The following is a 26869-nucleotide window of genomic DNA, read 5'->3' as shown; positions in this document are numbered from 1 at the left end:
TCCCTCTGATATTAAAATGAAATCTGAGAACCATCGACCGATGATTATCTGCAAAAAAAGCTGGGAGTAAAGGACATCTATCGCTTCTTCGGCCAATACGATTTCTTCCTGGTGGGGAAGCCCGAAGATACTACCGGACCATTCTCAGGCGGAGTCGTTTTTCTTCTCCTCTCTCTCCTGGCAGCCCGGCTCAATCAATGGGGCGAACTTCGTGCCATAATAGATTATGCCCCTGTCACCCTCCTTTCCCAGGATTCTGAAGACCGCCCGGACCCTCATCCCGATCTTCACCTCTTCTTGGCTGGATACGATCTGGCCGGTGATCTTGGGCCCCTCATCCAGCTGGATTATTGCCAGATTATAGGGGGTGAGCCTCTCGAAGTCATCGGTGGCATTGTGAATGGTGGTGTAGGTGATGATGGTCCCCGTTCCCTTGAAGGCATGGCTCTCCAAGTGAGCGCCTCTGCGACAGTTAGGGCAGAGGTTTCGGGGAGGAAAGAAGTATTCGTTGCATCTATTGCAGTGCGTTCCCAAGAGATTGTATCTCTGAGGTATGCTTCGCCAGAATCTGGGAGCTTGGGTCGTCATCTTTACCTCGTGAATATATGGACCAAGGCAGTTCCCCCTGACCCACCCACATTATGGGCAAGGCCGATCTCCACCTCATCGACCTGGCGGCGTCCTGCTTCTCCTCTCAGCTGCAGAGCGATCTCATAGGCCTGCTTGATCCCGGTGGCCCCTACCGGATGGCCGCAGGCCTTCAGCCCGCCAGAGGTGTTGACCGCAACCTCTCCATCCAGTGCGGTCAGCCCTTCCTCGGCTGCTCTGCCACCATGCCCCTTCTCCACAAATCCCAGATCTTCAATCGCCAGGATCTCAGCGATGGTGAAGCAGTCGTGGACCTCGGCCACATCCACCTGACGGGGCTCGATCCCTGCCTGGCGGAAGGCAGAACGTCCAGCATGGACGGTGGCATCCAGGGTGGTCAGGTCGCGGCGGTCGTGCAGGGCCAGGGTATCGCTGGCCTGGGCGCAGCCCACGATCTTGATAGGAGTGTCGGAGAACCTGCGAGCGGTCTCGGTGGGAGCCAGAACCACCACCGATGCGCCATCGGATATGGGAGAGCAGTCCAGCACATGCAGGGGATCGGCTACCATAGAGGATCGGTTCACATCATCAATGCCGATCTCCATCTGATACTGGGCGATGGGATTCATGCAGGCATGATGGTGATTTTTCACTGCCACCTGGGCCATCTGGTCGTGGGTTGTGCCGTAGCGGCGCATATGCATCTTGGCCATCATGGCATAGAGCGCTGGAAATGTGGCGCCAAAGAAGCATTCCCACTCCCTGTCTGCTGCTGCTGCCAGGGCGTCGGCGGCGGTGCCTGAGGAGACGTCGGTCATCTTCTCCACCCCGGCGGCGATGACGATATCGCAGTAGCCGCTGGCCACAGCCATGACCGCCTGGCGGAGGGCCAGACCTCCTGAGGCGCAGGCGGCCTCTACCCGGGTGGAGGGGACATGCAGTCGCGACAGGCCGGCGCAGTCGGCGATCAGGGCTCCGATATGCTCCTGCTCTATGAACCGCCCGCCGCTCATGTTGCCCACATAGAGGGCGTCTATCTGCTCACCGGTGATCTCTGCGTCCTCAATCGCCAGGACCCCTGCCTCGGCGATCATGTCGCGCAGGGAAGAGTCCCATCTCTCCCCGAACTTGGTGCAACCTACACCAATAATAGATACAGACCTCATATTCTCAGCTTGCCCTTGTGCTTGGCGTACATTGCATAATCAAGATACTCAGCATCGCCGATATAGTCGCGAACGCTCGGAGCATTGCAGCGGATGTCCTCAATTCTGTCCAATACTTTGATGCTGAAGGCATCGCTGCCCGCACCGGAGCCAAAGCTGGTGACGAAGATCCTCTCACCCGGCCGGGCGATGTCCAGAGTAGCGGCCAGGCCGATGAGGCAGGATGCAGAGTAAGTGTTCCCTATCATGGGCACGACCAGCCCCGGCTCGATCTGCTTTTTGGAGAAGCCCAGCATCTTGGCCACTCGCACCGGGAACTTGCCATTGGGCTGGTGGAAGACTGCATAGTCGTAGTCCTCCGGCCTGGTTTTCATCCTCTCCATCAACCCAGTGGCGGCGCTGGTGACATGCTTGAAATAGGCGGGCTCCCCTGTGAACCTGCCGCTATGCTCTGGGTATGGCATCCCCTCTCTTCTCCAGAAGTCCGGGGTATCGGTGGTGAAGGAATAAAAGCCCTCGATCTGAGCCGCCAGATCCCTCTTTCCGATCAAATAAGCCGCTCCTCCGGCAGCTGCGGTGTACTCCAGCATATCACCTGGCGCTCCCTGGCTGACGTCTGCGCCGATGGCCAAACCCAGATCGATCATATCGGAGCCTACCAGGCCCAGGCAGGCCTGAATCGCCGCGGTCCCCGCCTTGCAAGCGAACTCAAAATCCGCAGTGGTGAAGGAGGATGAGGTGCATACCGCCTGGCCGACGATGGTCCCCGTAGGCTTGACCGCATATGGATGGCTCTCCGAGCCCGTATAGATGGCTCCTATTCGCTTAGGATCAACGTCGGCGCGATCCAGAGCGTTCCTTGCTGCCTCCACCGCTATGGTCACTGCGTCCTCATCAAGATCAGGCACGGATTTCTCGAAGACCCTCAGGCTCGAAGAGATGTCATCACCACCCCCCCATACCCTGGCTATCTCATCTGCCCTTATCCTGAATCGGGGAATATAGACCCCATAGCTGACAATTCCCGAGACCAATGGATTTCACCCTTTGCTCAGAGCACTGGTGATCTCATCCACGGAAAAATGTGTCGTCAAAAGAGGGATATTTTCAACCTCTGCGATCCTGACCGCAATGGGGTCCACATCTACTGGCTCCATTCCTTGCAGGACCACTGCCCCTGGTTTTAGATTGCTCACCCTCACCGCAACCATGCTCGATCGGCCGGTGTGAACGCCGGTGAATATCAGAGCCCTGGCGGTGCTCCGCCCATAGATCTTCTGGAACTGGTCGGGGAGCATCTCCACAATGGCCTTCAGGCTGTCTATCAGCGTATAACCCCAGATGGTGATATCCGTCCGGCCGTAGACGACCTCAGCATCAAGCTTCTTGGCGATATCGTTCAGAGGAAGGGGCTCTTGATACTCGCAGACGCTGCAGATGGAGTCCAGCCCCAGGATATCTCCCCACATATCCTCATAGGCGCGCAGGACATTGCAGCCCCGGCTCTCATCCAGCCTGAGCAGGGCATCGATTATCTTGCTGACTATCATTATGCCTGGGGACTTCCTCCTGCCGCTCTCATAGTCGGATATTACCGAAGGAGATATTTTCAGGTGATTGGAGAGGTCGGTCTGGGTTATGCCGAAGTTGCGCCGCCACTTTCTCAATGTCTCGCCAGGATTTTGGGATAAGGTGATCTCGCCTGCAATCTTCTCTGCCAGCAATCCTCGTGCATTGGAGATCTCCCCACCAGAATTCATGAAATATTAACTGGTGAAACTAGGATATAAATGTAGCGAAAAATATTCGGCATTTAACGTATTGGCTACCAGAATAGGCAAATCCAGAGGAATGAGGCCAAATAATGCGTCGACCGGGATTCGAACCCGGGTTGTAGGCTTGCTTCGCAGATTCTATTGATCTGCCTGGAAGGCCCAAGTCATAACCACTAGACCATCGACGCCCGCCCATCTAGTCTCACAACTTGAACTTAACTGTTTCGATCCGAATCCTCTTCCATCCAGGGCAAGGACGGGCCCTGTCGATCGGAGCCGGAGAAAAATGCATCAGTCGCGAATGCTGCGGCCCGGATAGGCGCTCTCCGCCTCTTCAGATCCGGGAATTGGCGGGTGCAAGCTATCGACAAAAGCTATCGGCAAAATATTATGCGCTGCACGAGCTGGGCGATCAGGTGAGATCGGGCTGAATGATCATCAACTTGATGTACTCTACCAGTATCGGAATCTCCCGAGCGACCACTGGCCTCCAATCCTCATCCACCATCGGAGTCCAACTCGTCCCTCTCCTCTCATAGACGAGGATATCATCCAGGCCGCAGAATCCCGAGGCGATTCCATCGGCCTTATTCAAATAAAAGCCAAAGAACCTCTTGTTTATTGGCCCCCACTCCGCTATATACCAGTGCATCTTCTCATCGTTGAAAAGGTGCAGATGGATGATCTCCTCACCAATCCGGCTGTGATCGAAGCACAGGCTGGGGAGCCTGGCCAGCTCTTTTGCCGTCAGATCGCTGAATCTCCTGCTCAAATAGATGCCTCCTTGGTAATGCTCTCCTCTCTTTTGCTTTTATCGAGCAATCATGAAGCGCATTCGCCCTCAAATAAAGGATATGCTACATCATATCTCACCTGCTTATATTTGCTGGCTGAATGAACATGCCCACCGATCTAATGCTGAGCATCAGATAATTTGATATATGGGGGTGACCGCGAAGGGAAAAAATAGAAAAGAAGAATAAACCGGAAAATAGGAAAAAGAATGATTGCCCTTATCGTCGCCTTCTGGCTGATGCTGCCTGCCTATGTGCCAAACAACTTCGCAGCCATTTTTGGGGGCGGAACGCCCCTGGACATGGGCCGGGTCTTCCAGGATGGGGAGAGAACCTTGGGCGATGGCAAGACCTTTCGGGGGACGATCGCCGGGACGGTTTGCGGCGTCCTGATGGGTCTGGTGCAAAACCAGATCGCGCCGTTCTTCGGCCTGCCGGTCTTTGGCACAGGCTTCGAGCAGCTCCCCATTCTCCTCGGCCTCTCCCTGGGGGCAATGCTGGGAGATATCGTGGCTGCCTTCTTCAAGCGCCGCCTGAGGATGAAACGCGGTGCTCCTCTCGTTCTAATAGATCAGATCGATTTTGTGATAGGGGCATGGCTTCTCACTATGTTAATTGCGCCGCTGTGGTTTTGGCATAACTTCACACCTTTGATAATGATAATAGTGCTGATCATCACCCCCATTCTCCACCGCATAACCAATATCATTGGCTACAAGATCGGCGCAAAGAGAGAGCCCTGGTAGAGGTTTCCTGGTGATATCCGCCTGAGAAATTTTTGCCTGCCAGAGATCGCGAAAGGTTTATAAGTTTGGGTAATTGATACCAAGAGCGTCATAGCCAATTTTATAGTGGAAAACTATGAAATTGGTAAAATGAAAAGGAGGAGGAATAAATGGACGCATTTAGCATGGGGCTTATAGCCGCAATGGGAGCCCTTGCGACGGTTGCTGGTGCCTCTGAAGATATAGAATCCGATGTAGGATCTCAGAGCAATCCCAACTCGCAAGTTCAGCTGGCTGCCCAGGTTGGCAACCCCCACAGGATTTATAATAAGGCCATCTCGGGCGAACCGCCGGCCAATGCCCTGTGGTGTGCCACAGCTGCTATAGTAGCCTATACGCTTATTACCGCCTTCCAGATGCCCGCATTGATGGCCCTGGTAGCAGGCGCATCCGTTGCTGCACTATTCAACGGTGTCTTTTCAATGAGCTCCTACTTTGGCAGGAACTCCAGCCAGGCCAGGTTCAACCAGTGGATTTATCTGGATATCGTCAGGTACACCACGCCATCGATTATGGCGCATGCCTGGATAACATCATTCTGTATTGCAACTATATCGTATATCATGGTATATATGCTGCCAACGCCACATCCCTTCCCAATGCCCATCATCGCTCTGATCTGGGGACTGGCTGTGGGTGCCATAGGCTCCTCGGTGGGAGATATTCATTATGGCGGCGAGAGGGAGTTCCAGAACCGGGCATTCGGCTGCGGTCTGAACACCATGCTCTCCGGCCAGATTGTGAGGAAGGCAGAGGCAGGTCTGAGAAACTCCATAGACAACGCCTGGTTCTGCACCAAGTTCGGCGGGCCGGCCACTGGGATGGGATTCGGCCTGACGGTCTTTCTGGACAACTGGCGGACAACGGTATTCGATCCCGTAACCCAGGCTTCTTATGCCATTCTCATGGGAGTCTTCTTCATTCTTGTTGAGGTCTCTTATAACCACTATATAGAGAGGTCCACCAGGAGAAAGTATGGACCATATCCAGAGTATAAGGGGGATGTAGCAGCATGATATTTGATGCAACTACCATTGTATACATCCTGGAGATCGTCGTGGGAGGGCTTCTGGTAGGCGTCGGCGTTCACTTCGTCCCTGTGGGCGGTGCACCTGCGGCCATGGCCCAGGCTACCGGCATCGGTACGGGAACTGTGCAGCTGGCAGCCGGATCGGGTCTCACTGGCCTCTTGGCTGCGGGCCTGATGATGTCGGTCACAGATAACATCTGGCTCGTCTTAGCTTCTGGAGCTGTCGGCGCAGGAATTATGGTGGGCTCCACCATGCTTACTGGCTCCTGGATATACGCTTATGCAGTAGGAGTGCCCTTTGTCTCGGCCAAGGTGACATATGATCCCATAACCGGATTCTCCCAGCCGCCTTATATCGCACCGGGAACAGTCGGCCATGGTATACCCACGGTCTGCTTTGTCAGCGGCCTAATCGGCGGCATGATGGGGGGTCTTGGCGGAGCCATGATCTACTATGCACTCTATTTGATCAACGGCAATGCCGCTTTGAGCGCCATGTTCGCCATTGGTATTTTCATGGTGAACGCTGTGATTGCCTCCTGGAACATCCAGGGTACAATCGAGGGCTTCCATGATCCGAAGTTCAAGAAATGGCCCTTCGCATTCAGAGCCTGTCTCATCGCCAGCGTACTGCTCGCTTTAGCATCAGTATTGATCACCGGAGGTGCCTAGAAATGTCTGTAGGAGGAAGTGCAGGCGGAGCGCCGTCTGCATATGAGCCCAAGAAGCTGAGAATGTACGGCCTGGTGGGCTCCATTGTGGGAATTTATCTGGGCTCAATACTCAATTCCGCCCTTAACACTGAGGTGTTCTCCTTTATCGGAGCGGTGGCTGCTATATTCGCCGTGGTCATGGGAGCTAATTCAGTGCGAAGAGTCTGCGCTTACGGTATTGGTACAGGAGTTCCATCGATCGGCATGCTCGCTTTGGGCATGGGAATCATCGCCGTTATGTTCGGACTCTCCGTAGCGGAAACACTGGGATTCGGGATGCTCGGTCCGATCATCACCCTGATCTATGCCGGTGTCTTCGGTTACATTATAGGCGTCATCGCCAATAAGGTCATCAAGTTCAACATCCCGGTGATGGAGGAGGGCAATGCCGATCTGTCCATGGCGGGTGCACTGGCCATTTTAGGCTGGAGCTTTGCCATATCTGGCACCCTCGGATATGACGATATCGTGAATGATGTTCTTATGACCGGCTACATCGCCATCATCTTCATCGCTGGAGGTCTGGCCATCCTGCATCCCTTCAATGCCAATCTCGGCCCGGATGAGAAGCAGGATAGGACCCTGGTCAATGCGATAATGGTGGGTGGACTGGCCATGACTGCCACTGGAATTGGGGCCTTGTTGACTCAGGGCCTGGGTGCAGGACTGCTGCAGATCATCATCGGCTTTGCCATATGGTACTACTTCTTCAAGATGTACTACAAGCTGGTGAAGAGGGATGCATCCGCGGTTGTCGGAACAGGATTATTGCCGCCAACGGTGCAGTGAGGTGTTCTAAAATGGGATTTGTTAGAGTTTCACCGGAACTGGGCCTGATCTTCGACCCCATGAAAGGGGTGGTCTCGGAGCAAAGGGCGGACGTGGTCTTGTTCACCTTCGACCCAGTTTATGAGAGAATAGAAAAGATGGACAAAGTGGCTGACGACCTCGTGAATCAGCTTGTGCCGGACAATGAGCTCCTGTCGTCTTACGCCAGAAGAGGAAAGGCATCGTACATAGCGGGCCTATACACCAACATCTGGGTAGGATTCATCATCGGACTGGTGCTGTCCTTCGTGCTGCTGCTGTCTATGGCGTTCACCAATCCGGCCACATTTGAGATCGTCAAGAAAGCTCTCGGAGGTGCTTAGAGATGGTGCTTAAAAAGAAGCCTTCCGACCCCTGGCCGACGATCACCGGCGAGTATGAGGTAGGAAATCCAGAGAGTCCGGTTGCAGTATGCACCTGCGGATCGCACCTTCACAATGCCGATCTGATCAAGGCAGGAGCAGCCCTGGCCGGGCCCTGCAAGACCGAGAACATCGGCATAGAGAAGATGGTGGCCAATGTCATCTCCAATCCCAATATCAGATTTGTCCTGGTCACGGGAATGGAGGTCAAGGGGCACATCACCGGGCAGGCGGTCGAGGCCTTCACCCAGAGCGGAATTGACAAGGAAGGCAGGATCATCGGAGCCAAGGGAGCCATTCCCTTCATCCAGAACCTGACCCCTGAGGCCATTGAGCGCTGGAAGAATCAGGTCGAAGCGGTCATGATGCTGAACACCGAGGACATCGGAGCTATAGCCGGCAAGGTCAAGGAGCTGGCCAGCAAGGATCCAGGTGCTCTTGATGTCGAGCCCATGGCCATTGAGATCAAAGAGGGCGGAGAAGAAGAAGAGGCAGGCGGCCTCAAGCCCATGGCGGCTGAGATGGTGGAGGTAAGGGGAAGGATGCGCGGCATAGACACCGCCGTGACCAACGTCGGCCTCCTCAATAAGCTCCAGGCGGGCATATATGTCGGCAAGATCGAAGGCATCGCCCTAGGCATGACCGTGGTCCTTGTCATCTTCGGATTGATTCTCAGAGTGGCAGGAGGAGTGTAAAATGGCAGAAGAGATTGCATATGGCCAGGGATTGCCCGCGGTGATAGAGCCGAATATGCCTATGATCGACGCAATAGTGGAGGATGTCCGGTACAAGGGCCAGCTTCTGGCCAGAGAGACCAAGCTGAGTTCTGGCGTTATGTCCACGGTCTCCGTAGGATTTGCCATAGGCTTTGTCCTTGCTATTGTGATGATGCTGGGGCCATTTGCCTTTATGGGAGGGATTTGAACCATGCCAGAACATATGCCAGAAGATACCAAGCCGGTAGTACCCGTTGCCGTGGTCGATCCTGATCAGCTCAGGGATGTGATGGCAAGGCTGGAGAAGATAGAGGAGAAGATAGAGTTCTACTCCTCAGAGAAGTACATGAGAGCCGGCAAATCCATCGGCAGAGATCTAGGCATGGCCTATGGTATCTGCGCAGGATTGATCCTGGTCTTAGCATACGTACTGTTCGTTTACGCAGGCAATTGGACGGCGGTGATTTGAATGTTCAGATTTGATAGAAAGCAAGAAGTCTTCGATTTCGGTAAATTCAAGTTAGGGGGCCAGCCTGGCGAGTACCCCACATGCTGCATTGGCACCATGTTCTATGCCAGGCATAAGATAGTCTCTGACCCCGAGCACGGTGTCTTTGACGTAGCAGCCGCAGAGCGGCTCTGGAATACACAGGTAGAGATGAGCGAGGTTACTGGAAACAGCTGCATGAACCAGATCGTGGCCGAGAGCAATGAGGCCATGGCCAAAGAGATAGACTGGTTCGTGGGCATATCCGACTATCCCTTCCTCATCGATTCCTCTGCCCCAGAGGTGCGGGCTTTCGGCGTCAAGCATGCCACTGAGATCGGAGTGGCTGACAGGGCCATCCATAACTCCATCAATGCCTCCATCACCCCCGAGGAGCTGGCAGCAGTCAAAGAGAGCGATCTGGACTCAGCGATCGTGCTCATCTTCAATGCCATTGAGAAGGGGACCAAGGGCAAAATGGAAATGATGAACAAGGCAGCAGGCGGCGCTCAGAAGCCCCTGATGGATTACGCAAAAGAGTGCGGCATCACCAGGCCTCTCATCGACACCGCAGCCATGCCCCTGGGAGCTGGATCCGGTGCAACCTACCGTGCCTGCATCGCAGTCAAGGCTATGTACGGCCTGCCGGTGGGCGGAGGATTCCACAACGGCGCTTCTGCCTGGGACTGGATGAAGAAGTGGAAAAAGCAGCATAAGGAGGCTTTTGCTCCTGTCGATATCGGCTCGAACCTGGTGGCCGGAATCGTCGGTGCTGACTACTACCTCTACGGGCCCATTGAGAACGCCCCCATGATCTTCCCCGCTGCGGCAATGGTGGATATCATGAAGGCAGAGTCCGCCCAGGAGCTGGGACTGGAAGTTCTGGCAGAGAAGCATCCACTGAAGACGACTCTCTAGGTCGCCTTCTCCTTTTCTTTTTTTTGAGGGGATTTATGCCCCGGGTTGTGGTAAAAGCCATATTTGGCAATATACGATTCCAGTGCCAGAGGTGCGGCTCATGCTGCCACCATAAAAGGCCTCTGGAGTTTGATGATCTCATCCCTGCAGAGCAGATAGAGGATTTTTGGAGAAGCTCCAACCTGATTTATCTCACTGAGAAGGATGTCCATGCCATCAGCAATAGGACTGGCATGAGGCCCCCGGACTTTGTGGATACTCTTTACGATTACAGTGAATGCTATGTGAAAATCGAGGACGAGGGCAGAAGGGTGATCCTCGACCTGCCGGTATTGAAAAGCAAAGAGGATACCACCTGCGTCTTCTACCAGGAGGGCTGCAGCATCTATTCCGTGCGGCCGATTGCCTGCCGGCTCTTTCCCTTTCGGGTGGAGGAGGAGACGCTGGACAATGGTGATATCCTTCTCAACATCAGCTACAATCCCACCTGTCCCGGGATTGGAAAGGGGAAGATGGTGGACAGAAAGAAGCTGGAGGGACTGGTGGCAGAGCAGTTCCTGCTGAGAACCGAGGATATCTCGCCTCATATCCAGAAGCTTAATTCCTCCGGAGAGATCGCCTCCGGGGCACGGATTTACAGAACTCTGCCCGGCAGAGGGAGAAAGAGATCCTCTTCGATTTGACCTATTATCGCCCCATTCTGCTCAGTTGAGAATTGGAGCTTGAGGGTGGCAGCATAGAAGGACGAAGAAGATCGTTCGGCCTTGGGTTCGGATTGGAGAATACAGCCAATCCGATCCCAGGCCGGGAGGTCAGATCTGGATGGATGGACTCATCTATGCCAGATGACCGGATAGTGCGGCAATCAAGAATATGATTGCGGATATGATGATGGCGTAAAATCCGCCGTCCTCTGATGTTAAAGATCCCTTGACCTGTACGTCCTTTCCCACATTGGGTGGTTCATTCTGCGTAAAGCCCGTCATATTCATCTCCTGTGCTCTGGACCAATCTTCTCCCGGGCCAGTTCACAATTACGAGGCATGCATTCCGGTTATTTAAAGTTTTTCAGATAACAGACAATTTTCCAATTTATGAATTAATCTATCGATCTGAATTTTTCATTGATGCCACCAAATAGTAAATATCCATTTAACAAAAAGGTTAAATTGCTTTTTACCATTTTTACCATTTTTTACTTTTCACCCAAAGTCCGTTTGAGCCCCAAATCCATGCTGCACTGGGCGGAAGATCCTCTAGCTGCCCAACATCTAGCAGCAAAAAGTTTATCATGGTCTGTACCTAAACCTATTTGGGATAATAATCAATTTCCGGAGGTGAGAAAAGATGGATATGATGTCTCAGATATACGCCATTATTCTATTTGGTGTGCTTGTCGTCGCCCTACCTACGCTCCTGAACAAGTGGTCTGATAGCAGGTCAGGAGTCAGGTAAAGATATGATTGCTTTTATTGCATAGTCCTGGCATCTGTCAGGACTATAATTATCATTCAGATGCTCATCTCATCTTGCACTTCTTGCCGTAATGAGGGCATCTGGTGTTGGTGCAGACATCACGCGATGCCTCGGTGAGATTGAGCAGAAGGATATCAAGGCGGTCGATCAACTCTGACCCCAATCCAGCAGCTTCTGCTCTGGCCATGGCAACCTCGACCTCCTCTTTTAGAACTTTAGCCTTCTCGCCCTTGATGTATGAAGCACGCTCCTCTAGATCCCGTATCTCTTTCTCGGTAATCGTCTCCATAAATTAGAGCTCTGTCCGCCGGACGGATCAACCTTCCTTTCCTGCCCTGACCCTCTCATCGACGGCAATTCCCAGGATATTCTCCTTTCCGGCGAATACATCCTCTGCTATCCTGGCGCAGCCCTGAGCAGCCGCCGATCTCTCCAGAGGGACGACCCTTCTATCCAGATGGGCGGATACCCGGGGCTCGATCTCCCTTGCCGGGCTTCCGGCCAGGAAGAGCTGGGGACACTCAAGACCCCGGTCGCGGCAGAGGACCAGAAGGGCAGCCATCTCCATGGCAGCGAAGAGGGCGAGGGTCTCCATGGCCAGATGGCGCTCCTCCGGGGAGCATTGATCAAGCCCCATCCTTTTCATCTTGGAGAGGATCCCCCCCCAGTTGAAGGCCTGGTTTGCGGTCAGCTTTCCGGAGTCGACATCTCTTATCGCCTGAACGTCCAGGGGACCCTGCAAGAGGCCGGGTGCGAAGATAGGTGCATCTATGGCTGCCACGATCTCGCCCCTCAGCACGGCGAAGCTGACGGTATTGGAGCTGGCGTCGCATACGATGAAGCTGGAGCTGCCCTGCCGGAAAACCCCATAGGCGAGGCCCACCTTCTCCGGGCTCATGCCGTGGCTGAATACCCGAAATCTGGGATCTATTCTGCTTGCGCGATGAATTCCGGGCAGAAGTATGGCCGGCCAGCCTGAGGCCCTGATGGCCTCGAAGACCTGGGTCCCACCACCCTGGTGCAAGCCCGCACCATCCTGACTTATCAGCCCCCGGTTAAGTGCGTCCTCGAGCCGGACGATCCTGGTCAGGCCGTCGCCCATGGAGTAGGAGAGGGCAACCAGGTCCACCCTTTCCGGTCCCAGGCTCTCTTCAATCCGGGATAATATCTGCTCGTAAGAAAGATCAGCGGCCGAGCTGCGCGAGAGCTCATAGATTGAGCCCTTTTCACTGGCAAACCTGATAGCTGTGGTGCCGTGGTCTACGCCTAAGAACATCCGATCAAATCCAGCAAGCCTTTCGCCATTGCCAGACTCTCATTTTTTGTCCTCATAAGGGTTTTCATGCGCACGCAGTCCCCAGTGTAGTCGCTCTTTCCGTCGACCACAAAGATGTCTACCTTGCCCAAAAGTGCTGCCACTCCTTCATCGCTGGCCGGAACTCCCCGGGCCTCCATGAGCTTTGCTGCCGGGCCGCTAACGGGCTTATTTCCTACAAACGGGCTTATGGCCACTACCTTCTTTTTCTTCAGGCGATCTCGCACCCCGGCAAGGGCGAGGATTGGACCGATGCTGGTGACCGGATTGCTTGGACCGATGATGACGGTCTCCTCCCTCTCCAAGAGATCCAGGAATCCCTGGCAGGGGAGGGCCTCTTCCAATCCGGTGAAGGTCACGGATTCGACCCTCGGCCTTCCCTTGAGGCTCGCCCAAAAGTCCTGAAAGTGCATCATCCCCTCTGGAGTGCCGATAACCGTGGATACGATGTCATCGGTCATGGGGACCACCCTCTGCATGACCCCCAGGGCATTGGCTATGGCTTCTGTGGTCAGGCTGAGCTTGACTCCCCGGCGGAGGAGATTGGAGCGAAATATGTGCACTGCCCGGTCCTTGTCCCCAATGGTCAGCTTCTCGTCCACTCCCATCATGAGGAGGAAGTCGTGGGTTAATGTCCGGTCCCCCTTAATGCCCCACCATCGCTTCTCATCGATCATATCCGCCAGGGTATAAAGGACGGAATCAATATCTGGCGATATATAGTTTCCAGAAATCCAGAGGTCTTCGGCGGTGTTCACCGCAACAGAGAGCTCTTGGGGCAAAACGAGCTCCTTTAAGCCTCTCAGGAGCTTGGGGGTTCCTGTGCCTCCGCTTAAGACCAGCATATCAGACTTCCAAAAGCATGATGCCTGTCTGGAGGCGGGCCATGTCCTCATCCGTCAGGGGCGATACTTTCACCTTTTCTGAGGCTATGGCGCTGTTCCCCAGTGGATCCTCGATGATCAGGGTTATGGGAAACTCTCCTTTGCGAGCGAGGGCGATGCTCTCCAGGATCTCTTCTCCTCTCCGAGCGCCATCCTGGTTATCTGCCGCCCGGGCCTGGGAGGTGGCAAAACAGACTATCTCTTCGATTCGGTCCAGCACCCCTTCCACGTTGGAGACATATGAGTCGGAGGCATACCCCGGCTCTACGTCCACCCCAAGCTCTGGCACTCGAATCGTTCCGCTTGATGAGCGAATGACCCTGACGTTCAGATCTTCTATTGTCTCCACCACCAGGGTATTTCTCACCGGCTCCTTCTGGGTCAAAAGAATGGTATCGCTATGCCGAAAGCCGCATTCGCAGACCCCGGCGATAAGCATGGCCTCGCCGAAATATGGTATATCCTGCGTCTCCCAAGAGAACTGCATCTGGGCAGAGCATACAGGGCAGTTGGCATTGGTCGTGAGATTCAATCCTTTCCTCCGACCACTTTTTCTCGGTCAATCTTTATGCCCTTTGGAACCAGAACTATCAGGTCGTCGCCGATGCCAGCAATATCTCCGGATACATCCTCGACTGCCTTCTTCAGCTCACCGATCGCTCTGTCCAGGGCGGCTTTATCCCTCTTCAGGCCGGCGATGTCCGCAAGGACTATATTGCCGTTGTAGATCTCCTGCTTAACCTCAGGCAGAACCTCAATCCGTCCCATCTCCGCCACCCGCAGGATGATCTCATTCGAGCCCCTGGGCTCTTCGAACTGGCTTAAATCCACCTCTATGTAATCCTGCTCGCTGGACTTTCCAATGAGCTTGAGCTTTTCCAGAAATCCTGCCATTTAAGAATCCCTCAAAGGAAAATGTGTATTATTATATTTATATTTAACGCAGCTACATATCATCCAGCTTCAATCCCACGATGCCCATGGCCACGATGAAGAGCAGGATTATTATGGCAAAGCTTGATCCTCTCTCCTCTGTGGGGAGGGTCATCTGCGCCCCCAAAATGAGGATGATCATCAAGAGCACCAGACCTGTGCTCAGCCCTATCTCAAGATATTTCTTATTCACAAAACTCACCACCATTCCCTGGAAGATATACTTTTTCGCCGCAGACCGTCCTCGCTGGCCAGGGCAGCAGTCAGCCTTCGGGTCTTTGAGCCATGCCACCCTCTCCTTATGAACCTTGGGTATACGGGCAGCCTTTCCTTCAGCTCATAGGCGAAAAGGCTCCTTTTCAGCTCCTCTTCCCTCGGCCAGGAGCTATTTGGATTTATCTCATCTCGGGTTATGGGACTGATCCCCCCCAGATCGTCCGCTCCTGCCTCTATCAGGGGCAGAGGGTCAGCCAGGTTGGGCGGGACCTGGACCGCTACCTCTCGAGGGAGTAGCTCGCGGGCAAGTCTTACCGTCCGGACCAGATCCTCCCGCTCGGGCCGGGGATGGGTTGACATGGCAGTTCCCGGCTTGGGGTCGAAGGGCTGCACAATGACCTCTTGAATATGGCCATGCTCATCATGAAGTCGGGATATGGCCTGAATGGATTGGATTCTGTCCTGCCAGCTCTCTCCTATGCCCACTAAAATGCCGGTGGTAAAGGGGATATGCAGCCTGCCCGCCCTGGCAATATGCTTAAGGCGCAGCTCCGGATTCTTGCCGGGAGATTGCTCATGAGCGTCGAGTTTGGCACAGCTCTCCAGCATCAGCCCCATGGAGGCATTATAGGGCTGCAAGGTGGCCAGGTCCTCTTCTGAGAGGAGCCCGGCGTTGGTATGAGGCAGAAGATCATGCTCTATCGCCAGCTCGCAAAGCTCTACCAGGTAGCCCAAAAGGTCCTCTCTGCCCTCTCCTGCCAGCATCAGATGAAAGCCTTCCACCTCCTCCGGCCTCTCTCCCAGGGTGAATAGGGCCTCGGAGCAGCCATGATCTCGCCCCTCTTCCAAAAGTTGCTGGGCAGCAGACCGGCTGATCAGATGGGCCTCATCCAGGTTTCTTCGAAAAGAGCAGTATTGGCAGCGGTTGCGGCAGAGGTTGGTGACGGGCAAAAAAATATTTTTGCTGTAAGTTATCAGCTTCATCTATCGGCGAAACTCCACCAGCTTCAAGATATTCCCCCGGGGGCAGTCCTCCGGCGCCTCACCCACCACCTCTACAATGGTGCACTTTTCTCCATCCTTCAGCCCGATGGGATGGCATATATCGTACATGCTGCAATTATAGTCATCGCATTTCATGGCCTCAAATACGATCTTGGATCCGGGGAATGCCTTTCTGGCATCGAAGGCCGCAATTATTGGGCTTTCTGCTACCTCCACTGCCCTGACTCCTGCCTCATGAATGGGGCACTCATGCACCAGCTCTCCGCGCGTTCCCAGCACCCGGTAGCGCCTCCTCGGCTCCAGATTGATGCAGGTATTCCTCAGCTTGCAGGATTCGCATTCGGGAGTGGGGCCCATGAAGGTGAACTCCATGCCAATGCTGGCAAGCTTTGTTCCAATCAATGTGATTTGGGTAGATGCTTCGGACATATTTCATTCTCCTTTTATTAATCATTATTATCCAATTATTATATATTTCATTGAGGTCGGTTTACCATACTAAATCACTCCCGTTGCCTCGGCCGCTCTGGCGGCTGCATCCCGGTTCAGTCCTGAGTCCAGGATGGTATAGCGCTCCGGCCTGATCCTATGGGCATTGACCAGGGCCTCTACCACGGTTTCTGCATCCAGCCCGATCTGGTCGGCTGAGGTGGGAGCTCCCACCTGGGCCAGTGCCTCTCTTATCATCTTCCAGTCTTTGCCGTGCAAATACATCATCATTATGGTTCCCAGGCCGCAGAGCTCACCATGCAGGCCCCTTCTCGGTGCTATGCGGTTGATCGAATGGGCGAACTTATGCTCCGAGCCGCTTGCCGGCCGGGAGGATCCGGCAATGCTCATCGCCACCCCGCTGGAGATCAGAGCCTTTACCACGATCTTGGCCGATTCCTCCAGCCCTGGCCGGATATCAGAAGCACGCTCGACGATCATTTTAGCGGTCATGCCGGAGAGGGCGGAGGCATACTCGCTGAACTCCTCGCTTCTCAGTCGGTGAGCAAGCTGCCAGTCCAGGATGGCGGTGTAGTTGGAGATTATGTCTCCGCAGCCGGCGGCCAGAAGCCTGGCCGGAGCCCGAGCTATTATCCCGGTGTCAGCGACGATGGCGAGGGGTGATTGGGCGGGCAGGGACACCGCCTCTCCGTTAACCGTCAATGAGGCCTGGGAGGAGCAGATGCCATCGTGCGAAGCGGCGGTGGGCAGGGAGAGGAAGGGAATATTCGTTCTCATGGAGGCGATCTTGGCTATATCGATGGATCTGCCCCCACCAGCGCCGATGAGAAAGCCGGCCTCAATCTCCCTTGCCCTGGCCTCTGCGCGATCCACCTCCTCAAGCTTTGATGCCGTGCAGATGAGGGTTTGGGGCTCGAAACCTCCTGAGTTCAGCAGCTCTAAGATGGTCTTTCCCACCACATCATCGGTATGAGGCCCGGTGACGATGAGTCCGGGCCCCTCCAGATGCAGATAAGAGCAGATCTGGGGCAGCTCCAATATCGCCTCGTTTCCCACGGCCACTATCCGCGGCAGCTCCATCCATCTCGATCCAGTCAACCGACTCACCCGCTTAGAAATGAGGTTAGAATTAGTGCTCTTTGGCGATATAAAACCATATCTCAGCAGCTGGCAATCTCAGTGCGCAGGTCGCAGAGGATGCGATCCCTTATCTGGTTGACCTCAGTGCTGGTCCTAGTCCTGGGCCTGGGGAGGGGGATCTGAATTATATCCTTTATCCTTCCCGGCCGGGCAGACATGATCACTATTGCATCCGCCAGATATATGGCCTCGTCAACGCTGTGAGTGACGAATAGTACCGTCTTCTTCTCCTCCTCCCAAATTCTGAGCAGCTCAGACTGCATGGTATTTCGGGTCTGAGCGTCCAGGGCTCCAAAAGGCTCATCCATGAGCAGGGCCTTGGGGTCGTTGACCAGAGCTCTGGCGATGGCCACCCTCTGCTTCATTCCCCCGGAAAGCTCATGAGGATAGCGCTTCTCAAATCCCTCCAGGCCGACCATCTTCAGATACTGTCTTCCCCTCTCCTCTCTCTTGGCCTTATCGATGCCCTTGAGCTCCAGGCCGAATACGGTGTTATCCAGGATTGTCCGCCAGGGAAAGAGGGAGTACTCCTGGAAGACCATGCCCCTCTCAGGCGAAGGGCCTACTATGGGCTCTCCATCTATTGTGGCGGCGCCAGAGGTGGGCGCCTCCAGGCCGGCCACTATGCGAAGCAGCGTTGTCTTTCCGCATCCCGACGGTCCTATGAAGCAGACGAATTGATTCTCTTCGATGGTCAGGTTGATGTCATGCAGAGCCTCCATCTCCTTGCCATCTGCGAAAAAGTGCTTGTATACCCCTTTGATCTGCAGCAGAGCCATTATCTGGGAACAGGCAGTAGGATGCTTTATCTCTTTCCATAGAGAAGACAGGTGAGCAAATCAAGGGGAAGGCAGCCTTCCATCCCAGAAGCGTGTAGGGGCAGGGCTGCGTTTCTTCCTTTACTGAAATGAAGCTTTCTCATATGGCTATTTATCCTCAACCCGCGCGGGGCGAAAGTATTTGCCTAGATCTTCTCCGGCTTATCCAATAGGCTCAGCTTTTGCATGAGCTCTCCCGTTCTGGCATGGGGTTGGCGAGAAACGGTATCATTCGACTTTTCCAACTCTCTGGCCTCATCAGCCAGACGGGCAGCAGCCCGCATGACCTCGTGCCCTGCTGCAGCGGTGAGGGCGATCGGCTTCAGCTCCTTTAAGCGGAAGCAGGCTGCGGCATCTATGCTGGCAACAGTCTGAGCCATATAAAGGGCGCCCATCGCTTTGGCCTGGGCATAGGGATTAGAGAAGTGCATTCTCTCGGCGCACTTCTCCGGGGTGGCAAGAATTGTGGGCAGCTTGGCCTGTCCGGAGATGATGCTGGCTATGGTCCTGTCCAGTTCCTCCTCCACCAGACGGATGGCTCCGCAGGCGGCCAGGACGCGCAGGGCATCGGAGTTGAAGAGTGCCATCTCCGCTGGATCAAGGAACTCCCTCTTCGCTCCGATGAGGGGATCCATGGGAAGAATGATGTAGCCGTAGCCTTCGGCTGATAGAGCCTCTCTTGCCTCCTTTTTGCTCGGACCGTCGGAGATGATGATAGTTGGAATGCCACGGTACGCCTCCCGGGCGGCGGTGGGGCCTGCGGTAGCAGCATTGGGGCTGCTGATAACCACCAGTTGAGGCTGCCAGGCCTTCAGCTCTTCTGCACCCTTCCCTTCCTTCTCAGTCATCTTGGGCCCGAAGCTGATGATCTTGAACTCTATATCCGTTCTCTCTGCGATCTCATCCAGGGATAGATCGATAGCCGTAGATGTGGCTATGTTTCCCAGCTTCACAAAGCCGATCTTGAACATGCCGGTAGGGAAGTCATGGGGAAGATAAAAGGATTTTGTTTTCTTATTGGGTAAAAGTATTTATCTTTGAATGTGAATGAGCCCACCCCAATATAGTAATGATCAAATGTGTAACAGATCGACAGGCAGCCAATTTGGTATTCGGGAGGGGTATACTATTCCATTTGCAGTCAAATCCGAAAACTCCGGTGGGGAGAGAAAATCTCTCTTTATCAGGCATAATCATCATATCACAGACAGAGGCAACGGTCAGAAATTGAATAAAATTAGTTTACTATTTATATTATTATTCCTAATTTATGATTTGACGCCCGGAAGCGCCGTGGTATTCTGCCCCGACGATCGCTTTCTTATGCCCATGAGCAACTCGCTTCCGTGGGGAGCTGTCGGCTACATGGATAACGGCTGCACGGCGACTCTGATAGATTCCAGGCATATAGTGGCTGCTGCACACTGTTTCTGCTACGATGATACTGGCTCTTGGCAAAACAATCTCTTCTTCTACCCCAACTTTAATCCCAATAGAACCAATACGCAGTCATTTGCCATAGACCGCGCAGTCGTAGGAACCCGCGTAGAGACAGGAGGCGAATTTCAGGCATCGGATTGGGGGATAGGGCATCTGGCAAAAGATGTGACAGACTTTCCGGCTCTGCCGATAGCTTGCATCTTGACTGTTCCTGCAAACGTAAATTCATCCGGGTACGGTCGCGATCTATCCTTCTTCGGTATGGGACAAGCTCCGCCCGGAGGCTCGAGCAAGATGGGATGCAATGTCTGGTGGCAGCCTGCGCTCGTGGACCCTGAATGTAAGGTTTACAAGATTGACCAGGACCAGCTATTCTTTGATTGTGCCACGGTGGGCGGCAACTCAGGCTCCCCAGTGCTTTACAAAATAGGAAATAACCACTTCCTGGCCGGGGTGATCCACGGTCCAGGGAATCCCGTGCAATGGCATGGCTGGTGGAGCATAGCCGATCTCCAGGTCGAGCCCGGATCGCCAGTATCTGTTGCCTCAAGAGGCGCCAATAATCTAGATGTCTTTGTCGTCGGAAAGGACGGCGGAATCTATACGGCTGCCTGGGGACCGCAGACGGACTCTACCTGGAAGGGCTGGTGGCGGATTTCCGATCTGGAGGCAAAACCGGGATCTTCAGTGTCTGTCACATCCAGAGGTGCGGATTGGCTGGATATATTTGTCGTCGGCAATGACGGTGGGATCTATACTGCCTCCTGGAATCCCGCTTTTGAGGACGGCTGGCACGGCTGGTGGAGGATAGGCGATATTGCAGTCGATCCCGGCTCACCGGTGAGCGTTGTATCCAGGAGTGCCAATAAGCTCGATGTTTTTGTTACCGGCTCGGACGGGGGCATCTACACCGCAGCCTGGGAGCCCGGATTTGAGGACGGCTGGCACGGCTGGTGGAGGATAGGCAACAATGCAGTCGATCCCGGCTCACCGGTGAGCGTTGTATCCAGGAGTGCCGATAAGCTCGATGTTTTTGTTACCGGCTCGGATGGGGGCATCTACACCGCAGCCTGGGAGCCCGGATTTGAGGACGGCTGGCACGGCTGGTGGAGGATAGGCAACAATGCAGTCGATCCCGGCTCACCGGTGAGCGTTGTATCCAGGGGTGCCGATAAGCTCGATGTTTTTGTTACCGGCTCGGACGGGGGCATCTACACCGCAGCCTGGGAGCCCGGATTCACAGACGGCTGGCATGGATGGTCGAGAATCGGCGATCTAGCCGCGGATCCGGAGTCTTACATCGCAGCCGTATCCAGGGGCACTGACAAGCTTGATATCTTTGTGGTCGGTCCTGATGGCAAGGTTCAAGCAAACGGATGGGAGCCCAAATTTCCATGCGGCTGGAAGGGCTGGCAAAACGTCCTGGATGCTTCTTTTAAGCCTGGCTCCTGCCTGGGAGCCATATCAAGAAGCAGCGACTGGCTAGACGTCTTTGCGGCGAGCGTCGATTCGAATGTCTACACCGCCGCCTGGAATCCGGCGTTCACCTGTGAAGCATGCGGCGATCAGGGTCCAGCTCTCGATCATTTGAATGCGGGACCAAGCGCCAAGAGATTCCAATATGCACCCAGGTTTGCCAAGAACGTGGCCATAGCCCGCCATGTTGACGGAAGCGCTCGAACTGAAGTTTTTGTCATTGATTCCGACAATGATCTTGTGGTTACCAGAAGCCGAAATGGCAATAGCGTTGCTGACGGTTTCTCTGCATTCAGTTCCTTGGGATCGATCACCAGCCCCAGACAGATTGCAGCTTTCATCCAGACCAATGCCAAGCCGCAAGTGGTAGTCACAAGCGAAGCGGGCAAGCTCTATACTCGGGCAGTGTCCAAGAGCAGCGACAGCTGGAATGGATGGACAACCATCGATCTTCCCGCTGGAGTGACGGAGGCCCTCGATGTGGATGCCGCCTACGACTCTGAGGGCAACAACCAGATCTTTGTGGTGGGGGATGACGGCAATCTCTACACTCGCGGCCGGATTAACAAAGAGCCCGACTCCGCCTGGAAGGGCTGGGAGAAGCTCACCGCATCTGGATCCATTCGTAAGGTGACTGCACTGCGCAGGGCGGACGGAACCGAGCAGGCCTTCCTGATCGACTCGGCCGGCGGGCTGGCCACGCTCTGGCAGATGGAGGCAAAGCCCTCCTCCTCATGGACGGCGCCAGGCAATTTCGAGAACCCTTCAAAATCAGCCATTATCGATATCGATGCGGCCTGGACGGAAGACGAGCAAACCTGGATCTTTGCAGTGGATGAGAAAGGAGCACTTTGGGTCAGAGCGATGGTCTCAAAGGATTCCTCGCAAGGCTGGGGAGACTGGCAACCATGGGCCACCAACCTTTATGCTCCCTCAGCCAAATCCCTTCAGCCTCAACCGGAGGGCATCGTCTCTCTGACGGCCAGCCGGTGGCAGGAGGAGACCGGCGGAGACATAGTGCCGGTCGTATTTGCCACCGATAACAAGGGTAACATATACTATACCACCCATGATCGATCCGGAGGATGGAGCGCCTGGAGATCGTTCTACCACTGAAGCCTTCATGGTGAATGAGAACCATCCTGCATGGCTGGGAATGGACAGGAGGGATCCAGAGGTTTGAGTCTTTGGTCCCTCCTCCTATTTGCAGCACCCGAGGATATCAACTTCTAGCTCCAAATGAGGCTACAGCTCAGTGTAGATGACGCGGATCAGACTCTGAAGCTGAATATCTCGCTGGAGATTTGTTTTCCATCTTTAACATACCACAGCTTGACGGTATATGTTCCTGTCAGCCAGGTATATTGCTGTCCCTGAAACCAAGTGGGGGCCAGGTTCAGCCAGAAATTGCAGTCAATAGGCTGATTTACCGCCGTCGAAGACGTGGCAAAGACGTTTTCAATAATTACGGCAGCCCCGCCGGGCGGCACCGTGATGGTCTCCAGTTTAAAATTAGTCTCATTCAGTCCGCAGATGTCTTCCTGATTCGCTACGGATTTTACCTTCACCCCAACAGTCACCGGCTCGCTATTGCCCGGAGCCGCAGGAGCTATTTTTATTTGACTGATGCTGATGGTGGGCGCAAAGAGCTGCGGATCTGGTTTTTTAACAGATACCTGGCGGAAACCTGGCGCAGGATACCCGCCAGCGACGCTTGCTGCCAGGACCAGCAGCATGATTATGCCTAGAGCAGCTATTCCTCTTTTCATTAGTGATACACCCTTCTATTTAGACATTGCAATTTAGACATTGCAGCAAGGAGTCTATGTAAGTTGATTCTGTTTTTTTTCCATAGACCTGGCAGCAAATTATTCTTCAGATCCTAATGATTATAAGATAGATATCAGTCTTTCGTTCTTTAGAAAAAGATCTCAGCAGGTGTTTGTCCGTGGTTGTGAAGGGAAGGCAGGATAGAAGCTTGAAATTGGGCTCCCTGCTATTTGGCATGGGTGGACTTGAATCGGAAAAACTCTATGTCTCCGTGCCTTCTGTGGTGAACCGCTATGCACTGAATCAACCACAGAGGCGCAGAGGAACAAAAGGCCATATTCTCTGCCTGAACTCACCCACATTATTCAGCGAAGAGCCTGAAATTATCCTACCCTTCCAGGCAGAACTCCTGAGGCCATAGCCCTTTTTCTTTAGGGTCCACGCCTTCAACTTCGAAACGGCATCGGATCATCTCATCAACCTCCGAGAGCGGAACCCTAAAGACCTCTGCCAGAATCTCCTTGGCGGCTTCCAGCTCCATAGCCTTCAGATCACGGTGCACTACCCTATTTTGCTGCCTGATTAGCTGCTCAAGGACTCCTGCCATAGATAACTTGTACTGCGTGCAAGATTAAGTAGATTTGCCAGAAAACAATATCAACAAACCATTTTTACATAATAGAATGTATGAATAAGATACAAATGGGCAAATCAAGGAAAGTGTGTTCAGATCTCAGAGAATAGCCAAATGAAATCGTTTTCTTAGGCTAATTCTTACAGGAAATAAAACGCCCGGACCGGGATTCGAACCCGGGTCGAAGGCTCGACAGGCCTTCATGATGGGCCACTACACCATCCGGACACAACAGATCCCGCCTCCCAGATTCGAACCGGGGACATCGCGGTGACTGCGCGTAGCACCTCTACGGTGCGAGACATACTACAGCCGCGCACTCTACCAGGCTGAGTTAAGGCGGGCCTCTCGCTACCAGGTTAGTTCTTGTACTTAGATCTTTCGGGCTGGCCCAGATGCGACTGCGAGCATGAGCGCAACTGATAAGAATGCTCCAATTGTGGCATAAAGGGATCTTATGTTGATTGGTATTATGTCCGATGCCCATGACCGATTTCAGGGCGTCAAGGATGCCCTGAGGGTCTTCTCCTCCAGAGGTGTCTTTATGATCCTCTTCGCCGGAGATATGATCGGCTCAGGCAACTGCTATACCTTCGAGGGCCTGAATATCCCCATAAAGCTGGTGTATGGCAACAACGATGGGGACCGGGTGGGCCTGGCCAAGGAGTTTGCCCGGGTGGGCGGTGAGTATCTGGGAGACTTCGGAGAGGTTGAAGTGGATGGCTTGAAGATCGCCCTTATGCATGGCACAGAAGAGCCTCTGGTGAGGGCAGTCCTGGCATCCCAGCTCTATGACGTCCTCGTCCGTGGGCATAACCACATCTTTGAGGTATCCAGCCATGGCAGGACCCTGCTGGTCAATCCGGGAGAGATCTGGGGCCACCTCACTGGCTACTCTACCGTCGCCATCTTCGACACCACCAGCAGGGAGGTGGAGCGGGTGGAGCTCGGCCGGTTTAAGACCTACAGGGAGATCATCAAGGGATGACTAAAGGCGCTTTTGTCACTGCCCTTGACCTCTACATCATTGTGGAATGCTCGGGGCAGAAGGTCAAACGAATCTATCTCTCCCAAGGGAGCCCGGACGAGCCCTCTCACCTTGCGGAGAGAATTGCCGCTCATTTGGAGAAGGGTGCGCCCTGTCCCTCTCCGGATCTGGATATTTCCAGAAGCACTGATTTTCAAAAGAGGGTATACTCAGTGGTGCGGGGGATAGGGCGGGGAAAGACTCTGACCTATGGGGAGGTTGCCTTTCTTGCCCAATGCCCGAAAGGCGCAAGAGCTGTGGGAAGTGCCATGGCCACAAATCCATTCGCCATACTCGTTCCCTGCCATCGTGTCGTTGCCCGGAAAGGCTTGGGGGGCTTTGCCTGGGGTCTGGAGGTCAAAGAGAGGATGCTGGCCCTGGAGAGGAATGATGCAGCGGAAATGACGAAATGAAAACGAAGCAGAGCGATCTGTTCCGCAATCAACCCTTCTCCGCCTGCTTCGTAGAGTGACTGAGGTTGATGGTCAGCTCACCGATGTTCATGATATAGTCGAACATCCTCTCCAGGCTGGCAGCCAGGACAAGACGCTCCAGCATCTCCGACTTTCCCAGGCTGTCCGAGGTTACTGTTATCCTCGCGGCGCTCTTTTGGATCTCTCGGATCAGATCTATCATCTCATTGGCCTTGTCTGAGTTGGTCTGCAGTAGATAAGATATGGCGTCGTCGATAAATCCGCACAGCTGAACCTCCATATCCATCAGCTCCTCTTTCAGGTCATCAGCCAGAGTGCAATTATACTCTCTGGCGATCTGGGCAATCCTATGGGCGTGATCGGCAATGCGTTCCAGGTTTGAAGCCGCCTGCATGTAGTTGAACGCATGGATGGGGTTTTGTGTCTCCTGCTTAACCGAACCGGTCCGGAGTATCTCGGTGAACTGGCGGGAGATGAGGAGGTTGAGCCGGTCCACATCATCATCCCTCTGAATCACGTCCATTGCCAGTTCATCCTGGTTGTTGTTCAAGAGGCTGGTAAAAGAATCATGAATCATGGATTTGACCACCGTCCGGATCCTCCTTAAGGCCTTCTCGGACTGAAGCTCCTCTGAGCTCAAAAGGTCCTGAATTACCACCTTATTGATGGTCTCCTCTAAAATCTCAGGCCCGATGAGCTTGTTTACGATCTGATGCAGATCCTTCTTCTGGGCAGATGACATATGAGGGCTTGTGACCTCAATGATCCTGTAGCCGCCAACATAGCATCCGATGATGTCCCTGATCAGATCATCTCCCGTCTTCTCCCCTATATCCAGCTTCACTCGCAGATCCCTCTCCGAGCGATCGGTGGATAGGGTTAAAGCCCCGTTATCCCCCTGATTGATGTAGACTATTGAGCCAGCGGCAATCCCGTTCTTCGTGGCCCAGATTTTGGGGAGGGATACGATGAATGTGGACTTGCCGGTCCTCTGCACCTTTCTGGTGTCCATGAACCTCCTAATTCAGGTGTTCCCTTTTTGCTTCCACTATGTAGACGATTGTCTCACAGATGTTGCAGATGTGGTCTCCCGTCCTCTCCAGATGCCTGTTCACCATGAGCAGCGAGGTCCCTTCCTTTATCACTTCAGGCCGATCGATTATGATTTTCAGAAGCTTATCCCTTGCCTTGACATACAGCCCATCGATCTCATAATCCCACTTGGTGATCTGCCGGGCCGTATCGGCGTCGTCGTTCATCAGGGCCTCCATCGATTCCCTGAGCATCTTTCTGCTGATCTCCGCCATGCGCGGTATGAACTCCAGCTTGGTTATCTCGTTATGGGACTGGGCGGCAACTCGAGCTATGTCCACAGCCAGATCTCCTATTCTCTCCAAATCTATGCCTATCTTCAGGATTCCTATGATCCTCCTCAGATCCCTGGCCATGGGCTGCTGAAGCACCAGGAGCTCCATGCATAGGTTCTCGATCTTGATGCTCAGGTCGTCCACTTCCTGATCATTCTTTATGATCTCTCGTGCCAGGTCAACATTTGAATCGGACAGGGCGATAACGGATTTTTCTATGGCCTCGCCCACATGATCGGCGAGATCCTTTGTCAAGCTTTTTAGATCTGAAAGATCTTTGCGATACCGCTGTCTATAAGGGATCATTCGCTCCTTCCCCACC

Annotated in this window: 34 protein-coding genes and 3 tRNA genes; 13 read left to right on the top strand and 24 right to left on the bottom strand. The window is 54.0% G+C overall.

Annotated features, from left to right (window positions below; translation table 11 throughout):
• Positions 1–144: 144 nt before the first annotated feature.
• The 6 genes from MCON_RS04690 to MCON_RS04665 form a co-directional block, all read right to left on the bottom strand.
• Positions 145–588, bottom strand: a complete 444-nt coding sequence (locus MCON_RS04690) for a Zn-ribbon domain-containing OB-fold protein (protein WP_013718871.1) — start codon at positions 586–588, stop codon at positions 145–147.
• Between the two features lie 2 nt (positions 589–590).
• Positions 591–1754, bottom strand: a complete 1164-nt coding sequence (locus MCON_RS04685) for a thiolase domain-containing protein (protein WP_013718870.1) — start codon at positions 1752–1754, stop codon at positions 591–593.
• Positions 1751–2788 (bottom strand): hydroxymethylglutaryl-CoA synthase, encoded by a 1038-nt coding sequence (locus MCON_RS04680; protein ID WP_013718869.1) that lies wholly within the window; start codon positions 2786–2788, stop codon positions 1751–1753. The genes MCON_RS04685 and MCON_RS04680 overlap by 4 nt, the downstream gene beginning before the upstream one ends.
• Before the next feature lie 6 nt (positions 2789–2794).
• Positions 2795–3514: a helix-turn-helix domain-containing protein gene (locus MCON_RS04675; RefSeq protein ID WP_013718868.1), complete on the bottom strand. Its 720-nt coding sequence runs from the start codon at positions 3512–3514 to the stop codon at positions 2795–2797.
• A 105-nt stretch (positions 3515–3619) separates the two neighbouring features.
• Positions 3620–3717, bottom strand: a tRNA-Gly gene (locus MCON_RS04670).
• A gap of 224 nt (positions 3718–3941) precedes the next feature.
• Entirely contained in the window at positions 3942–4301 is a 360-nt protein-coding gene (locus MCON_RS04665) for a hypothetical protein (RefSeq protein ID WP_013718867.1), read from the bottom strand.
• A gap of 231 nt (positions 4302–4532) precedes the next feature.
• On the opposite strand from MCON_RS04665, the gene MCON_RS04660 reads away from it, so the two are divergent.
• The 10 genes from MCON_RS04660 (at position 4533) to MCON_RS04615 (ending at position 10845) form a co-directional block, all read left to right on the top strand.
• On the top strand, positions 4533–5069 hold the full coding sequence (locus MCON_RS04660) for a CDP-2,3-bis-(O-geranylgeranyl)-sn-glycerol synthase (protein WP_013718866.1): 537 nt from the start codon (positions 4533–4535) through the stop codon (positions 5067–5069).
• Positions 5070–5218: 149 nt separating this feature from the next.
• A complete protein-coding gene (gene mtrE / locus MCON_RS04655) occupies positions 5219–6124 on the top strand; it encodes a tetrahydromethanopterin S-methyltransferase subunit E (protein ID WP_013718865.1) in 906 nt (301 codons plus the stop codon).
• Positions 6124–6810 (top strand): tetrahydromethanopterin S-methyltransferase subunit D, encoded by a 687-nt coding sequence (gene mtrD, locus MCON_RS04650; RefSeq protein ID WP_394296220.1) that lies wholly within the window; start codon positions 6124–6126, stop codon positions 6808–6810. Before mtrE ends, mtrD begins: the two co-directional genes overlap by 1 nt.
• A 2-nt stretch (positions 6811–6812) precedes the next feature.
• Positions 6813–7640, top strand: coding sequence for a tetrahydromethanopterin S-methyltransferase subunit MtrC (gene mtrC, locus MCON_RS04645; RefSeq protein WP_013718863.1), 828 nt, complete (start codon positions 6813–6815; stop codon positions 7638–7640).
• A gap of 11 nt (positions 7641–7651) precedes the next feature.
• Complete coding sequence (locus MCON_RS04640; RefSeq protein WP_013718862.1) at positions 7652–8002, top strand: tetrahydromethanopterin S-methyltransferase subunit B; 351 nt, start codon at positions 7652–7654, stop codon at positions 8000–8002.
• 2 nt (positions 8003–8004) lie between these two features.
• Positions 8005–8736: a tetrahydromethanopterin S-methyltransferase subunit A gene (gene mtrA / locus MCON_RS04635; protein WP_013718861.1), complete on the top strand. Its 732-nt coding sequence runs from the start codon at positions 8005–8007 to the stop codon at positions 8734–8736.
• Between the two features lies 1 nt (position 8737).
• A complete protein-coding gene (locus tag MCON_RS04630; protein WP_013718860.1) occupies positions 8738–8965 on the top strand; it encodes a tetrahydromethanopterin S-methyltransferase subunit F in 228 nt (75 codons plus the stop codon).
• Between the two features lie 3 nt (positions 8966–8968).
• On the top strand, positions 8969–9226 hold the full coding sequence (gene mtrG, locus MCON_RS04625; RefSeq protein WP_013718859.1) for a tetrahydromethanopterin S-methyltransferase subunit MtrG: 258 nt from the start codon (positions 8969–8971) through the stop codon (positions 9224–9226).
• Complete coding sequence (gene mtrH, locus MCON_RS04620; RefSeq protein ID WP_013718858.1) at positions 9227–10162, top strand: tetrahydromethanopterin S-methyltransferase subunit H; 936 nt, start codon at positions 9227–9229, stop codon at positions 10160–10162.
• A 35-nt stretch (positions 10163–10197) separates the two neighbouring features.
• The gene (locus MCON_RS04615; RefSeq protein WP_013718857.1) at positions 10198–10845 is read left to right on the top strand and encodes a YkgJ family cysteine cluster protein; all 648 of its coding nucleotides are present in this window, start codon (positions 10198–10200) and stop codon (positions 10843–10845) included.
• Positions 10846–10998: 153 nt separating this feature from the next.
• Here MCON_RS04615 and MCON_RS16025 read toward each other — a convergent pair whose 3' ends face one another.
• The 12 genes from MCON_RS16025 to MCON_RS04560 form a co-directional block, all read right to left on the bottom strand.
• Positions 10999–11148, bottom strand: coding sequence for a hypothetical protein (locus MCON_RS16025; protein ID WP_157863672.1), 150 nt, complete (start codon positions 11146–11148; stop codon positions 10999–11001).
• Positions 11149–11681: 533 nt separating this feature from the next.
• Entirely contained in the window at positions 11682–11927 is a 246-nt protein-coding gene (locus MCON_RS04610; RefSeq protein WP_013718856.1) for a hypothetical protein, read from the bottom strand.
• 27 nt (positions 11928–11954) lie between these two features.
• The gene (locus MCON_RS04605) at positions 11955–12914 is read right to left on the bottom strand and encodes a methanogenesis marker 12 protein (RefSeq protein WP_013718855.1); all 960 of its coding nucleotides are present in this window, start codon (positions 12912–12914) and stop codon (positions 11955–11957) included.
• On the bottom strand, positions 12905–13798 hold the full coding sequence (gene cofD / locus MCON_RS04600; RefSeq protein ID WP_013718854.1) for a 2-phospho-L-lactate transferase: 894 nt from the start codon (positions 13796–13798) through the stop codon (positions 12905–12907). Before cofD ends, MCON_RS04605 begins: the two co-directional genes overlap by 10 nt.
• A gap of 1 nt (position 13799) precedes the next feature.
• On the bottom strand, positions 13800–14369 hold the full coding sequence (locus tag MCON_RS04595) for a ZPR1 zinc finger domain-containing protein (protein ID WP_013718853.1): 570 nt from the start codon (positions 14367–14369) through the stop codon (positions 13800–13802).
• Entirely contained in the window at positions 14366–14731 is a 366-nt protein-coding gene (locus MCON_RS04590; protein ID WP_013718852.1) for a cell division protein SepF, read from the bottom strand. The genes MCON_RS04595 and MCON_RS04590 overlap by 4 nt, the downstream gene beginning before the upstream one ends.
• A gap of 52 nt (positions 14732–14783) precedes the next feature.
• Positions 14784–14963, bottom strand: coding sequence for a hypothetical protein (locus MCON_RS04585; RefSeq protein ID WP_013718851.1), 180 nt, complete (start codon positions 14961–14963; stop codon positions 14784–14786).
• A gap of 5 nt (positions 14964–14968) precedes the next feature.
• A complete protein-coding gene (cofG, locus tag MCON_RS04580) occupies positions 14969–15970 on the bottom strand; it encodes a 7,8-didemethyl-8-hydroxy-5-deazariboflavin synthase subunit CofG (protein WP_013718850.1) in 1002 nt (333 codons plus the stop codon).
• Positions 15971–16420: a UPF0179 family protein gene (locus MCON_RS04575; protein ID WP_013718849.1), complete on the bottom strand. Its 450-nt coding sequence runs from the start codon at positions 16418–16420 to the stop codon at positions 15971–15973.
• Positions 16421–16489: 69 nt separating this feature from the next.
• On the bottom strand, positions 16490–17521 hold the full coding sequence (locus MCON_RS04570) for an NAD(P)-dependent glycerol-1-phosphate dehydrogenase (RefSeq protein ID WP_048131894.1): 1032 nt from the start codon (positions 17519–17521) through the stop codon (positions 16490–16492).
• Between the two features lie 80 nt (positions 17522–17601).
• Positions 17602–18360: an ABC transporter ATP-binding protein gene (locus MCON_RS04565; RefSeq protein WP_013718847.1), complete on the bottom strand. Its 759-nt coding sequence runs from the start codon at positions 18358–18360 to the stop codon at positions 17602–17604.
• Between the two features lie 185 nt (positions 18361–18545).
• Positions 18546–19370, bottom strand: coding sequence for a F420-dependent methylenetetrahydromethanopterin dehydrogenase (locus tag MCON_RS04560; protein ID WP_013718846.1), 825 nt, complete (start codon positions 19368–19370; stop codon positions 18546–18548).
• Positions 19371–19674: 304 nt separating this feature from the next.
• On the opposite strand from MCON_RS04560, the gene MCON_RS04555 reads away from it, so the two are divergent.
• The gene (locus MCON_RS04555) at positions 19675–22431 is read left to right on the top strand and encodes a trypsin-like serine protease (protein ID WP_157863671.1); all 2757 of its coding nucleotides are present in this window, start codon (positions 19675–19677) and stop codon (positions 22429–22431) included.
• Between the two features lie 155 nt (positions 22432–22586).
• Here the strand turns inward: MCON_RS04555 and MCON_RS04550 are convergent, their stop codons facing one another.
• The 4 genes from MCON_RS04550 to MCON_RS04535 form a co-directional block, all read right to left on the bottom strand.
• Complete coding sequence (locus tag MCON_RS04550; protein WP_013718844.1) at positions 22587–23084, bottom strand: hypothetical protein; 498 nt, start codon at positions 23082–23084, stop codon at positions 22587–22589.
• A 389-nt stretch (positions 23085–23473) separates the two neighbouring features.
• Positions 23474–23692, bottom strand: a complete 219-nt coding sequence (locus MCON_RS04545; protein WP_013718843.1) for a hypothetical protein — start codon at positions 23690–23692, stop codon at positions 23474–23476.
• A gap of 182 nt (positions 23693–23874) precedes the next feature.
• Positions 23875–23947 (bottom strand) — tRNA-Asp (locus MCON_RS04540).
• Between the two features lie 8 nt (positions 23948–23955).
• Positions 23956–24063: transfer RNA gene (locus tag MCON_RS04535), tRNA-Tyr, on the bottom strand.
• Positions 24064–24176: 113 nt separating this feature from the next.
• Between MCON_RS04535 and MCON_RS04530 the strand changes: the two genes are divergently transcribed.
• Positions 24177–24707 (top strand): metallophosphoesterase, encoded by a 531-nt coding sequence (locus MCON_RS04530; protein ID WP_013718842.1) that lies wholly within the window; start codon positions 24177–24179, stop codon positions 24705–24707.
• Positions 24704–25159 (top strand): methylated-DNA--[protein]-cysteine S-methyltransferase, encoded by a 456-nt coding sequence (locus MCON_RS04525; RefSeq protein WP_013718841.1) that lies wholly within the window; start codon positions 24704–24706, stop codon positions 25157–25159. The genes MCON_RS04530 and MCON_RS04525 overlap by 4 nt, the downstream gene beginning before the upstream one ends.
• Before the next feature lie 28 nt (positions 25160–25187).
• Here the strand turns inward: MCON_RS04525 and MCON_RS04520 are convergent, their stop codons facing one another.
• Positions 25188–26192: a PhoU domain-containing protein gene (locus tag MCON_RS04520; protein WP_013718840.1), complete on the bottom strand. Its 1005-nt coding sequence runs from the start codon at positions 26190–26192 to the stop codon at positions 25188–25190.
• Between the two features lie 7 nt (positions 26193–26199).
• On the bottom strand, positions 26200–26853 hold the full coding sequence (phoU, locus tag MCON_RS04515; RefSeq protein ID WP_013718839.1) for a phosphate signaling complex protein PhoU: 654 nt from the start codon (positions 26851–26853) through the stop codon (positions 26200–26202).
• Positions 26854–26869 lie beyond the last annotated feature (16 nt).

Origin of the sequence: Methanothrix soehngenii GP6, from assembly GCF_000204415.1 — an archaeon.
GTDB classification, from domain to species: Archaea; Halobacteriota; Methanosarcinia; order Methanotrichales; family Methanotrichaceae; genus Methanothrix; species Methanothrix soehngenii.
Note: the sequence above shows the minus strand (reverse complement) of the source record. Positions and strands in the feature narration are given on the sequence as shown.

Coding starts and splice junctions, on each gene's coding strand:
- MCON_RS04690 (WP_013718871.1), bottom strand. CDS start 588: ATGACGACCCAAGCTCCCAGATTCTGGCGAAGCATACCTCAGAGATAC.
- MCON_RS04685 (WP_013718870.1), bottom strand. CDS start 1,754: ATGAGGTCTGTATCTATTATTGGTGTAGGTTGCACCAAGTTCGGGGAG.
- MCON_RS04675 (WP_013718868.1), bottom strand. CDS start 3,514: ATGAATTCTGGTGGGGAGATCTCCAATGCACGAGGATTGCTGGCAGAG.
- MCON_RS04660 (WP_013718866.1), top strand. CDS start 4,533: ATGATTGCCCTTATCGTCGCCTTCTGGCTGATGCTGCCTGCCTATGTG.
- mtrE (WP_013718865.1), top strand. CDS start 5,219: ATGGACGCATTTAGCATGGGGCTTATAGCCGCAATGGGAGCCCTTGCG.
- mtrC (WP_013718863.1), top strand. CDS start 6,813: ATGTCTGTAGGAGGAAGTGCAGGCGGAGCGCCGTCTGCATATGAGCCC.
- MCON_RS04640 (WP_013718862.1), top strand. CDS start 7,652: ATGGGATTTGTTAGAGTTTCACCGGAACTGGGCCTGATCTTCGACCCC.
- mtrA (WP_013718861.1), top strand. CDS start 8,005: ATGGTGCTTAAAAAGAAGCCTTCCGACCCCTGGCCGACGATCACCGGC.
- MCON_RS04630 (WP_013718860.1), top strand. CDS start 8,738: ATGGCAGAAGAGATTGCATATGGCCAGGGATTGCCCGCGGTGATAGAG.
- mtrG (WP_013718859.1), top strand. CDS start 8,969: ATGCCAGAACATATGCCAGAAGATACCAAGCCGGTAGTACCCGTTGCC.
- mtrH (WP_013718858.1), top strand. CDS start 9,227: ATGTTCAGATTTGATAGAAAGCAAGAAGTCTTCGATTTCGGTAAATTC.
- MCON_RS04615 (WP_013718857.1), top strand. CDS start 10,198: ATGCCCCGGGTTGTGGTAAAAGCCATATTTGGCAATATACGATTCCAG.
- MCON_RS16025 (WP_157863672.1), bottom strand. CDS start 11,148: ATGACGGGCTTTACGCAGAATGAACCACCCAATGTGGGAAAGGACGTA.
- MCON_RS04610 (WP_013718856.1), bottom strand. CDS start 11,927: ATGGAGACGATTACCGAGAAAGAGATACGGGATCTAGAGGAGCGTGCT.
- MCON_RS04605 (WP_013718855.1), bottom strand. CDS start 12,914: ATGTTCTTAGGCGTAGACCACGGCACCACAGCTATCAGGTTTGCCAGT.
- cofD (WP_013718854.1), bottom strand. CDS start 13,798: ATGCTGGTCTTAAGCGGAGGCACAGGAACCCCCAAGCTCCTGAGAGGC.
- MCON_RS04590 (WP_013718852.1), bottom strand. CDS start 14,731: ATGGCAGGATTTCTGGAAAAGCTCAAGCTCATTGGAAAGTCCAGCGAG.
- cofG (WP_013718850.1), bottom strand. CDS start 15,970: ATGAAGCTGATAACTTACAGCAAAAATATTTTTTTGCCCGTCACCAAC.
- MCON_RS04575 (WP_013718849.1), bottom strand. CDS start 16,420: ATGTCCGAAGCATCTACCCAAATCACATTGATTGGAACAAAGCTTGCC.
- MCON_RS04570 (WP_048131894.1), bottom strand. CDS start 17,521: ATGGAGCTGCCGCGGATAGTGGCCGTGGGAAACGAGGCGATATTGGAG.
- MCON_RS04565 (WP_013718847.1), bottom strand. CDS start 18,360: ATGGCTCTGCTGCAGATCAAAGGGGTATACAAGCACTTTTTCGCAGAT.
- MCON_RS04560 (WP_013718846.1), bottom strand. CDS start 19,370: ATGTTCAAGATCGGCTTTGTGAAGCTGGGAAACATAGCCACATCTACG.
- MCON_RS04550 (WP_013718844.1), bottom strand. CDS start 23,084: ATGAAAAGAGGAATAGCTGCTCTAGGCATAATCATGCTGCTGGTCCTG.
- MCON_RS04545 (WP_013718843.1), bottom strand. CDS start 23,692: ATGGCAGGAGTCCTTGAGCAGCTAATCAGGCAGCAAAATAGGGTAGTG.
- MCON_RS04530 (WP_013718842.1), top strand. CDS start 24,177: ATGTTGATTGGTATTATGTCCGATGCCCATGACCGATTTCAGGGCGTC.
- MCON_RS04525 (WP_013718841.1), top strand. CDS start 24,704: ATGACTAAAGGCGCTTTTGTCACTGCCCTTGACCTCTACATCATTGTG.
- MCON_RS04520 (WP_013718840.1), bottom strand. CDS start 26,192: ATGGACACCAGAAAGGTGCAGAGGACCGGCAAGTCCACATTCATCGTA.
- phoU (WP_013718839.1), bottom strand. CDS start 26,853: ATGATCCCTTATAGACAGCGGTATCGCAAAGATCTTTCAGATCTAAAA.